Below are 9,295 nucleotides of genomic sequence, written 5' to 3' on the forward strand. Positions count from 1 at the left end.
GGGCAGTAGCGCGGGAGTGTCCCGCCGGCGGGACACCGCAAGCCCGGCAGCGGCTTGTCCCGCCGGGATCCAAGTTGTCTTGAACGGCCGACGCGCCGCCCCGACCATGAGGGTGAGCTGCGAATTCCCCGGTGTCCGGGCCTGTTTGTCGAGGGGTTGATCTGTGTGCGTTCGTTCAGCGCGTCATCTGCGCATAAAGGCATGTGGCGGGCGCAGAAAATGGCCCCCGACACGCCGAACCATGCGCTGACCATGTGGGATGTGGACGGTGAGCTGGACACGGCGGCCATCGAATCCGCGTTCCTGCACGTCATGGGCGAGGCGGAGGTGCTGCGCGTCAACTTCGTCGACGACGGCGGCGGTCTGCGGCTCGTCCCCCGTGAACTGGGGGACTGGCGCCCCTTCTTCCTGGATCTCAGCGCCGACGCCGACCCCGAGCAGGCGGCGCGCGAGGCCCTCGCCGAGATGGTGCGCCAGCCGTTCGACCTGGAGCGCGACCTGCTGTTCCGCCTGGGCGCGGTAAAGCTCTCGGAGACCCGCTCCCTCCTGGTGATCGCCTACCACCACCTCATATCCGACGGATTCGGCGCGGGCGGCCTGCTGTCGCGGCGCCTCGCCGCGGTCTACACGGCGCTGGTGCGCGGCGAGCAGGTGCCCGAGCTGCCGCACCCGTGGGACACCGAGTCGTTCGCGGCCGAGGCGGAGGAGTACCTCGCCTCCCCGAAGTTCACCGAGGACACGGAGTTCTGGCGCGACTACCTGACCCAGGCACCCGCGCCGGCGCCCGCGCAGATTCCGCGCGTCGTCCTGTCCGACGCGCAGCGCACCGCGCTCTCCGAACCGATGTCCGGCGCCGACCGCTGGTCGGAGGTGGCCGAGACCATCGGCATGGTGAGCCGTACGCTCACCGTCCCCCGCGCCGAGTCCGACGTGTGGACCGAGACCGCGCAGTCCATGGGCCTGTGGATGTCGCAGCTGCTGACCGCGGCCACCGCCGTGTACCTGCGGCACCGCTGCGACCGCCCCGAGTTCCTTCTCTCGCTCGCCGTCGGCAACCGGATCGGCGTGGCGAGCCGTACGCCGGGCCTGGCGGTGAACGTGGTGCCGGTACGGGCGAAGATCGACCTCAGCGCGACCTTCGCCGAGATCGCCGACGCGCTCGTCGACGACACGTACGAGATCTTCGACCACACCGCACTTCACTACTCCGACATCCAGCGGGCGGGCGGCACCGTCCTGAGCGGCCGCGGCAGTTACGGCGCCGTCGTGAACGTCGTCGAGTTCGTGGAGCAGCTCCACTTCGGCGACAGCCCGGCCCGCTACTCCGGCGCCACGACCGGGACCTTCGAGGAACTGTCGATCGGCGTCTACACCGACGGCAGCGCCGACAGCGACCTCTTCATCCGGCTCGACGCCCCCGCCCGCCTCTACCACCGCGCGGAACTGCGCTTCATCGGCGAGGAGCTGACCGCGTACATCCGTGCCGTGGTCGCCGCCGGCGCGCAGCCGGTCGGTGCGCTGGACGTGGTGAGCGGCGCGGAGCGCGAGCAGGTGCTCAACGCGCCGGACGACACGGCAGCGCCGCTGCCGGGCCTGACGGTGCCTCAGCTCTTCGCCCGGCAGGTGGAGCGGGACCCCGCCGCCGTCGCCCTGGTCTCCGGCGACGGCACGCTCTCGTACCAGGAACTGGACGAACGCTCGGACCGGCTGGCCGGGGCGCTGCGCCGCCGGCAGATCGGCCCCGGGTCGGTCGTGGCGGTGGCGCTGCCCCGCTCGGCGGACCTCGCTGCCGCTCTGCTCGGCGTGGTCAAGGCTGGCGCGGCCTACCTGCCCGTCGATCCGGCGTTCCCGGCGGAACGCACCGGGTCGCAGATCGCCGGGGCCCAGGCCTGCGCCCTGCTCACCGACGCGACGACGGCGCCGCGGCTCTCTGCAGGCCCTGACGTCCCGGCGCTCGTCCTCGACGACCTCGCATCGGAGAGCGCCGGCAGCGGGACCTCGCCGCAGGCCCCCCTTCCCGCGCACCAGGACGGCCTGCTGGCCGTGCTGTACGACTCGGGAACGGCCGCCCCCGGCACCGGAGTCGGCCTGACCCACCGGAACATGGAGCGGCTGGTCCTGGACCGCCACTGGAAGGAAGCCGGCCGCGGCACCGTGCTGTGGCACGCCCCGACCACCTCCGACGCCCTCGCACTCGAAGTGTGGGTGCCCCTGCTCAACGGCGGCCGGGTGGTCGTGGCTCCCCCCGGGGAACTCACCCCCGACACGCTGGCCCAGGCACGCGCGGCGCACGGGATCACCGCGCTGTGGCTGCCCGCCGGCCTGTTCTCGGCGATCGCCGCCGAGCGCGCCGAGTCCCTCGCCGGACTGCGCGAGGTGTGGACCGGCGGCGAACGTGTCTCCGCGGCCGCCCTGCGCCGGGTCCGCGAGGCCTGCCCGGGACTGACGATCCTCAACGGCCACGGCCTGACGGAGTCGACGGTCTTCGCCGCGTGCCACCGCATGGCCGCGGGCGAACCGGTCCGCCATCCGGGCACGGTCGGCCGCCCGATGGACCACACCGCCCTGTACGTACTGGGTCCGGGCCTGGCGCCCGTCCCCGTCGGCGTGACCGGTGAGCTGTACGTGGCCGGACCCGGTGTGGCGCGCGGCTACCCCGGGCGCCCCGGAGCGACCGCCGAGCGCTTCGTGCCCTGCCCGTTCGGCCCGCCCGGAGCGCTCATGCACCGGACCGGGGACCGGGTGCGGTGGAGCACCGAAGGACGGCTCGACTACGTGGCCGGGGCCGACGCCCAGGCGGACGTACGGGGTGTCCGTATCGAGCCGGCCGAGATCGAGGAGGTGCTGTCCGAGCACACCGGTCTCGCCCAGTCGGTCGTGGCCGTCCGGCAGGACAGTGCGGGGCAGCAGCGCCTGGTGGCGTATGTCGTCCCGGTGGCCGGCACGACCGTCTCGGGCGACGAACTGCGCCGGTTCGCCGCAGGCTGGCTGCCGGAGTCCATGGTGCCTTCGGTCTTCACGGTGCTGGAGCGGCTGCCGGTGGCGGCCAGCGGGCGGGTCGACCGGACGGCGCTGCCGGAGCCCGAGTTCGACGAGGGCACCTACCGGGCGCCGCGCAACGACACCGAGCGGGCCCTGGCCGCGGCCTTCGCCGAGGTGCTCGAACTGGACCGGGTGGGCATCGACGAGGACTTCTTCGACCTCGGCGGCAACTCGCTGCGGGCGATACGGCTCGTCGGCCTGATCCGGTCGGAGCTGAAGCAGGAGGTGTCCATCCGCAGGCTGTTCGCCGCGCGGACCGTCACCGGCCTCTCGGACATGTGGAAGGACCTCGGCCAGTCCAGCAGGCCGAGTCTGCGCAGGCGCACCAAGCAGGGCGCGGTCCTCTGAGCACCAGGCCCGGTCTCAGCGGCAGTCGCAGTTCCGGTCCCGGTCCCGGTCCCGGTCAGCAGCGGTGGCACGGCGAAGGAGAAAGGGAATCATGGATTCTTTGACAGAAGCCCTGCTGTCCGGGGCCGGCCCGGATGAGATCGGGCGACACGAACTCCCCACGGAGTACGAGGCCGCGCACCTCCTGGCCGCGGATGTCGGCATGTTCGACGGCGTGGAGGACAAGGACGTCCGCAAGTCGCTGCACGTCGGGCGGGTCCCGATGCCGGAGCTCGCCCCGGACGAGGTGGTCGTCGCCGTCATGGCGAGTTCCATCAACTACAACACCGTGTGGTCGGCGACGTTCGCACCGGTGCCCACGTTCGAGTTCCTCAAGCGCGGCGCCCACCAGGGCGGGTACGCCGCCCGGCACGACCTGCCGCACCACGTCGTCGGCTCGGACGCGGCGGGGATCGTCGTACGCGTCGGTCCCGGCGTACGGCACTGGAAAGCGGGCGACCACGTCGTCGCCAGCTGTGTCCAGGTCGACGAGCAGGAACCGGCGACGCACGCCGACGCGATGCTCGGGGCCGGGCAGAAGATCTGGGGCTACGAGACGAACTTCGGGGGCCTGGCCCACTACTCGGTGGTGCGCGCCAGCCAGCTGCTGCCCAAGCCGGCGCATCTGACCTGGGAGGAGTCGGCCGGGGTGCTGCTGACCGCGGCGACCTCGTACCGGATGCTCGTCGGCGCCAACGGCGCCCGCATCAAGCAGGGCGACGTCGTGCTCATCTGGGGTGCGACGGGCGGCCTCGGCGCGTTCGCCGTGCAGATGGTGAAGAACGCGGGCGGCATCGCCGTCGGCGTGGTCAGCGCCGCACGCAAGGCCGAGGCGCTGCGCCGGCTCGGCTGCGACGTGGTCATCGACCGCAACGACATCGGCATGGGCGGGGACTCCGCGCCCACCCCGGAACGGACGATCGAGCTGGGCAAGCGGCTCGGGCGGGAGATCCGCCGGCAGGTCGGCGAGGACCCGCACGTCGTGTTCGACTACGTCGGGCGGGCGACCTTCGGGATCTCGGTGTTCGTCGTGCGCAAGGGCGGGACGGTCGTCACCTGCGGATCGAGCACGGGCTACGACCACCACTTCGACAACCGCTATCTCTGGATGAACCTCAAGCGCATCCTGGGCAGTCACGCCGCCAATCTCCAGGAACAGGCTGAGTGCAACCGGCTCTTCCGGCTGGGGCACCTCTCCCCGATCCTCTCCGAGGTCTTCCCGCTGAAGGACGTGGGCGAGGCCGCACGGCTGGTGCAGACGAACCGGCACACCGGAAAGGTCGGCGTGCTCTGCCTCGCGCCCCAGGAGGGCCTCGGCGTCACCGATCCCGTACTGCGCGAGAAGATCGGGGCGGCGCGGCTCAACCCGCTGCGCGACGCCGGTGCGCCCGTCCCCGCCGGGGTGTCCTGACATGGGCATCGGCATACTCTCCACCGGCTCGTACCTGCCCAAGCACGAGGTGGGCAACGAGGAGGTCGCCGAGCGCGTCGGCGTCACCGCGGAGTGGATCGAGCGCAAGACACAGATCCGCTCGCGCCGGTACGCGGCCCCGCACGAGGCGACGTCCGACCTGGCGGTGAAGGCCGCGGAACGGGCGCTGGCCCAGGCGGAGCTGACCCCGCAGCAGATCGACTACATCATCGTCTCGACCTCCACCGGGGACTTCCCGCAGCCGCCCACCTCGTACCTCGTACAGCACGGTCTGGGCGCGTACGGCGCGGCCTGCTTCGATGTCAACGTCGTGTGCAGCGGCTTCGTCTACGCCCTGGTGCTGGCCCACAGCCTGGTGACCGTGCGGCCGGAGGCCAGGGTGCTGGTGATCGGGGCCGACGTGTACTCCCGGATCCTGGACTTCACGGACCACAGGACGGCGATCCTCTTCGCCGACGGCGCCGGGGCCGCGGTCGTCGGCGCGGTGCCGGAGCCGTACGGGATCATCGCGAGCGACCTGTCCAGCCGCGGCGACGCGCACCATCTGATCCGTGTCGAAGCCGGCGGCAGCCGCAGGCCCGCGTCGGCTGCGACCGTCGCCGAGGGCGGCCACTTCTTCAAGATGGACGGCCGCGGCGTACGGGACTTCGTCGCCGAGCACGTGCCGCCGGCGCTCCTCGCGCTGACGCGCAGGGCAGGCGTGGACATCGGCGCGGTCGACCACTTCGTACCGCACCAGGCCAACGGCGTGATGCTCGGCGAGGTCGTCGAGCGCGCGGGCCTCGGCGCCGCGCAGACGCACCGCACGCTGATCAGGTACGGGAACGTCGGCAGCGCCTCGGTGCCGGTCGCACTCGACGAGGCCCACCGCACGGGAGCCCTGTCGCCGGGGCAGCTGGTGCTGCTCGCCGGGTTCGGCGGCGGCATGTCGATCGGAGCATCACTTCTGACCTGGGGGACCCCCGCATGACCACGTCCACGCAGAGCGCCGGTACCGGTACCGGTACGGGAATCGACCGGGTGGGTGTCGCGGGCAGCGGCATCATGGGCACCGGCATCGCCGAACTGTGCGCCAAGTCCGGCCTGAACGTGAAGGTCGTCGTCTTCTCCGAGTCGTCGCTGGTGACAGCGCCCCGGCGGCTGGCCGCCTCCCTCGACCGGGGCGTGGCCAAGGGCAAACTGACCGTGCAGGAGCGGGACGCGGCGCTCGGCCGGGTGTCGTTCACCCGCGACCTCGACGCACTGGCGGACCGCCAGCTGGTGATCGAGGCGGTCAAGGAGGACGAGCAGCTCAAGCGGGAACTGTTCGCCACCCTCGACAAGATCGTCGAGGACCCGGACGCGATCCTGGCGACCAACACGTCCTCGATCCCGGTCGTACGGCTCTCCTCCGCGACCCGGCGCCCCGGCCATGTGCTCGGCATGCACTTCTTCAACCCGGTGCCGGTGCTGCCGCTCGTCGAGCTCGTCTCCTCGGTGCTGACGGACGACGCGGTGAGCGCGCGGGCGCTGGTCTTCGTCCGCGACGTGCTGGGCAAGAAGCCGATCGCGTCGCCGGACCGGGCGGGCTTCCTCGTCAACGCGCTGCTGTTCCCGTATCTGCTCTCCGCGGTCCGGATGGTCGAGTCGGGCCTGGCGTCCGCGGAGGTCGTCGACGAGGGCATGGTGCAGGGCTGTTCGCATCCGATGGGGCCGCTGCGGCTCGCCGACCTCATCGGTCTGGACACCACCGTCTCCATCGCGCAGGCCATGTACGAGGAGTTCAAGGAGCCGCTGTACGCGCCGCCGCCGCTGCTGCTGCGCATGGTCGAGGGCGGTCTGCTGGGCAGGAAGTCCGGGCGCGGTTTCCACACGTACGCCTGAGGGATGGGCGAAGGGCCCGGCCCGACCATCAGAGGTCGGTCCGGGCCCTTCGCCGTGCGCGGCGGTCAGGACACAGCGGTCAGGACGCAGCGGTCAGAACGCGGCGGCCGGGGCCCGCAGCCCTTCGGTGACGGTCTCGGCGACCTTGCCGAAGTGGTCGAAGAGGTAGAAGTGGCCGCCGGGGAAGACCTTCACCTCGAACTCGCCTGTGGTGTGCGCCCGCCAGGTGTGCGCGTCCTGGACCGTCATCATCGGGTCGCTGTCCCCGGTCAGGGCGGTCACCGGCGCGGTGAGCGGCTCACCTCCGCGCCAGCTGTACGTACCGAGCGCCCGGTAGTCCGCCCGCAGCGGGGGCAGGACCAGATCCAGGATGTCGGGGTCCTCCAGCATGGCCTGGTCGGTGCCGCCGAGCCTGCGCACATCGGCCAGCAGATCGGCGTCGTCGTAGAGGTGGTACGGCTCGGTGTCGGTGCCGGGTCCGCCCCGGCCCGAGAGGAACAGCCGCTGGGGGCCCGGCAGTTTGCCCCGGGCGAGCAGCCGGGCTGTCTCGAACGCGACGAGCGCGCCCATGCTGTGGCCGAACAGGGCGTACGGCCGACCGGGATCGGCGGCCAGTTCGCGGGTCAGTTCAGCGGCCACCGCCTCGACGAGCGGGGCCAGGGCCGTGAACGGCTGTTCGCGGTAGCGGTCCTGGCGCCCCGGGTACTGCACGGACACCACGTCGAAGTGGGCGGGCAGCGTGTGCGCCAGCTCCTTGAAGGCGGTCGCGGAACCTCCCGCGTGCGGAAAGCACACCAGCCGCGGGCCGTCCCCCGTGGCGGTGGTGAAGCGTCGGAACCACGTGCTGTTCACTGTCGGTGTGTCCCCTCGTTCGTCGGTGCCGGAGGTGTCTCACCGCTGCGCAGCCGGGCCGCACCAGGTGGCGAGTGCGGTCCGGAGCGCGGAGGTGTCGGGCGTGCTGCCGTACTCCGCCGCCCAGGCGACATGGCCGTCGGGGCGGATGAGGAGCGCGGCGGGAGCCGGGATGTCGCCGATGGCGGGGACGGTCCAGTACTCGTCCTCGCTGCGCGCCTCGACGAGGTCGACGCGGCCGGCCCAGCCCCCGGCGGCGGCCGCCACCGCGGCGCTGCCGCTCAGGTCGAGCAGGACGGGACGGGCGGCGTGCAGCAGCTCGTGGACGCGGGTGGCGCCGTCGGACGACTTGAGGTCGGCGTCGGGGACCCGGCGGCCCTCCAGCGGGTGGTCGCCGTCGGCCGCGTACCGGATGTCCAGCGCCGTCAGCATGTGGCGCAGGTGGTGGTTGACGTCGTCGTAGACCATCAGGGAGCTGAACACCTCGCGCAGCGCGTCCGTCTGAGGCCCGGGGCGGACCAGGGCCGACTGCGCGCGGGTGTTGTGCAGCACGCGCTCCCCGACGGGGTGGCGCTCGGTGTGGTAGCTGTCGAGCAGGGACTCGGGCGCCTGGCCGCGTACCACCGAGGCGAGCTTCCAGCCGAGGTTGACCGCGTCCTGCACACCCATGTTGAGCCCCTGCCCGCCGGCCGGGAAGTGGATGTGCGCGGCGTCGCCCGCGAGCAGCACCCGGCCCTTGCGGTACTGGGCGGCCTGCCGGGCCGCGTCGTTGAACCGGGAGACCCAGCGGGGGCTGTGCATACCGAAGTCGGTGCCCGCGACCCTGACCAGCGACTCCCTCAGCTGGTCGAACGTCACGGGTTCGTCGCGGTCCGCGACGCGGTCGAACTCGGAGGTGATCACGCGGAACCAGCCCGGCTCGAAGGCGATCGCCGAGTAGTCGCCGCCCGCGGTGCGCCGTACCCAGACGTAGTCCTCGGGCAGATCGGGGAGTTCGACGTCGCCGATCAGCGCGGTCATCGTCGCCTCGGTACCGGGGAAGTCGATGCCCGCCAGCTTGCGGACCGTGCTGCGCCCGCCGTCGCAGCCCACGAGGTAGCGGGCGCGCAACGTCACGGGTTCCGCGTCCGTGTCCGTGCCGGCGTCCGTGCCCGCGTCCGCGTCCGTCGTGCTCAGTTCGACCGTCACGCCGGTCTCGTCCTGGCGGATCCCGCTCACCGCGGCCGACCGGCGCACGTGCACGCCGAGTTCGGCGGCCCATTCCTCCAGGAGCCGCTCGATGGCGGACTGCAGGATCATCAGCGGGTAGGGGTGTCTGGACTCGGACTCGTCGAAGTCGAGGTAGAGACCGGAGAAGTGGCCCACCGGCTGCGGCTGCCCCTCGGCCAGGAAGCGGTCCACGATTCCGCGCTGGTCCAGCACCTCCAGGGTGCGGGAGTGGATACCGCCGGCCCGCGACTCGCCCGACCGCTCGGCGAGCCGCTCGACCACGGTCACCCCGACGCCCGCCAGCCGTAGTTCGCAGGCGAGCATCAGGCCCGTGGGCCCGGCGCCCGCGATCACCACGTCCGTGTCCGTACCGGTGTGTCCCACGTCGTTACCCCTCTGTCCGCTGCGCCGGTCACGTCGTTGCATCGCCTCCACGTTCACGCAGGTGGGCAGGCGGTTCAAGACATCCCGGCGCGGGGGCGGGGCACACCGCTGCCGGAGTTGCCCTGT

The 9,295-nt window shown here is 72.1% G+C and carries 6 protein-coding genes; 4 read left to right on the forward strand and 2 right to left on the reverse strand.

What is annotated here, in order from left to right:
* Nucleotides 1-165: 165 nt before the first annotated feature.
* From J0695_RS09530 to J0695_RS09545, 4 genes are all read left to right on the forward strand, one after another.
* Nucleotides 166-3,390 (forward strand): non-ribosomal peptide synthetase, encoded by a 3,225-nt coding sequence (locus J0695_RS09530; protein WP_307798525.1) that lies wholly within the window; start codon nucleotides 166-168, stop codon nucleotides 3,388-3,390.
* 91 nt (nucleotides 3,391-3,481) lie between these two features.
* The gene (gene ccrA, locus J0695_RS09535) at nucleotides 3,482-4,840 is read left to right on the forward strand and encodes a crotonyl-CoA carboxylase/reductase (protein WP_206961452.1); all 1,359 of its coding nucleotides are present in this window, start codon (nucleotides 3,482-3,484) and stop codon (nucleotides 4,838-4,840) included.
* A gap of 1 nt (nucleotide 4,841) precedes the next feature.
* Complete coding sequence (locus tag J0695_RS09540) at nucleotides 4,842-5,831, forward strand: 3-oxoacyl-ACP synthase III family protein (RefSeq protein ID WP_206961453.1); 990 nt, start codon at nucleotides 4,842-4,844, stop codon at nucleotides 5,829-5,831.
* Complete coding sequence (locus J0695_RS09545) at nucleotides 5,828-6,724, forward strand: 3-hydroxybutyryl-CoA dehydrogenase (protein ID WP_206961454.1); 897 nt, start codon at nucleotides 5,828-5,830, stop codon at nucleotides 6,722-6,724. Before J0695_RS09540 ends, J0695_RS09545 begins: the two co-directional genes overlap by 4 nt.
* A gap of 93 nt (nucleotides 6,725-6,817) precedes the next feature.
* On the opposite strand, the gene J0695_RS09550 is transcribed toward J0695_RS09545, so the two are convergent.
* Together J0695_RS09550 and J0695_RS09555 are read right to left on the reverse strand one after the other, a co-directional pair.
* Nucleotides 6,818-7,576, reverse strand: coding sequence for a thioesterase II family protein (locus J0695_RS09550; protein WP_206961455.1), 759 nt, complete (start codon nucleotides 7,574-7,576; stop codon nucleotides 6,818-6,820).
* 39 nt (nucleotides 7,577-7,615) lie between these two features.
* Complete coding sequence (locus J0695_RS09555; RefSeq protein WP_206961456.1) at nucleotides 7,616-9,211, reverse strand: FAD-dependent monooxygenase; 1,596 nt, start codon at nucleotides 9,209-9,211, stop codon at nucleotides 7,616-7,618.
* Nucleotides 9,212-9,295 lie beyond the last annotated feature (84 nt).

Origin of the sequence: Streptomyces beijiangensis (assembly GCF_017315755.1) — a bacterium.
GTDB classification, from domain to species: domain Bacteria; phylum Actinomycetota; class Actinomycetes; order Streptomycetales; family Streptomycetaceae; genus Streptomyces; species Streptomyces beijiangensis.

Excerpts from the sequence above, each read along its gene's own strand:
- J0695_RS09555 (WP_206961456.1), bottom strand. The coding sequence starts at position 9,211 with ATGCAACGACGTGACCGGCGCAGCGGACAGAGGGGTAACGACGTGGGA.
- ccrA (WP_206961452.1), top strand. The coding sequence starts at position 3,482 with ATGGATTCTTTGACAGAAGCCCTGCTGTCCGGGGCCGGCCCGGATGAG.
- J0695_RS09545 (WP_206961454.1), top strand. The coding sequence starts at position 5,828 with ATGACCACGTCCACGCAGAGCGCCGGTACCGGTACCGGTACGGGAATC.
- J0695_RS09540 (WP_206961453.1), top strand. The coding sequence starts at position 4,842 with ATGGGCATCGGCATACTCTCCACCGGCTCGTACCTGCCCAAGCACGAG.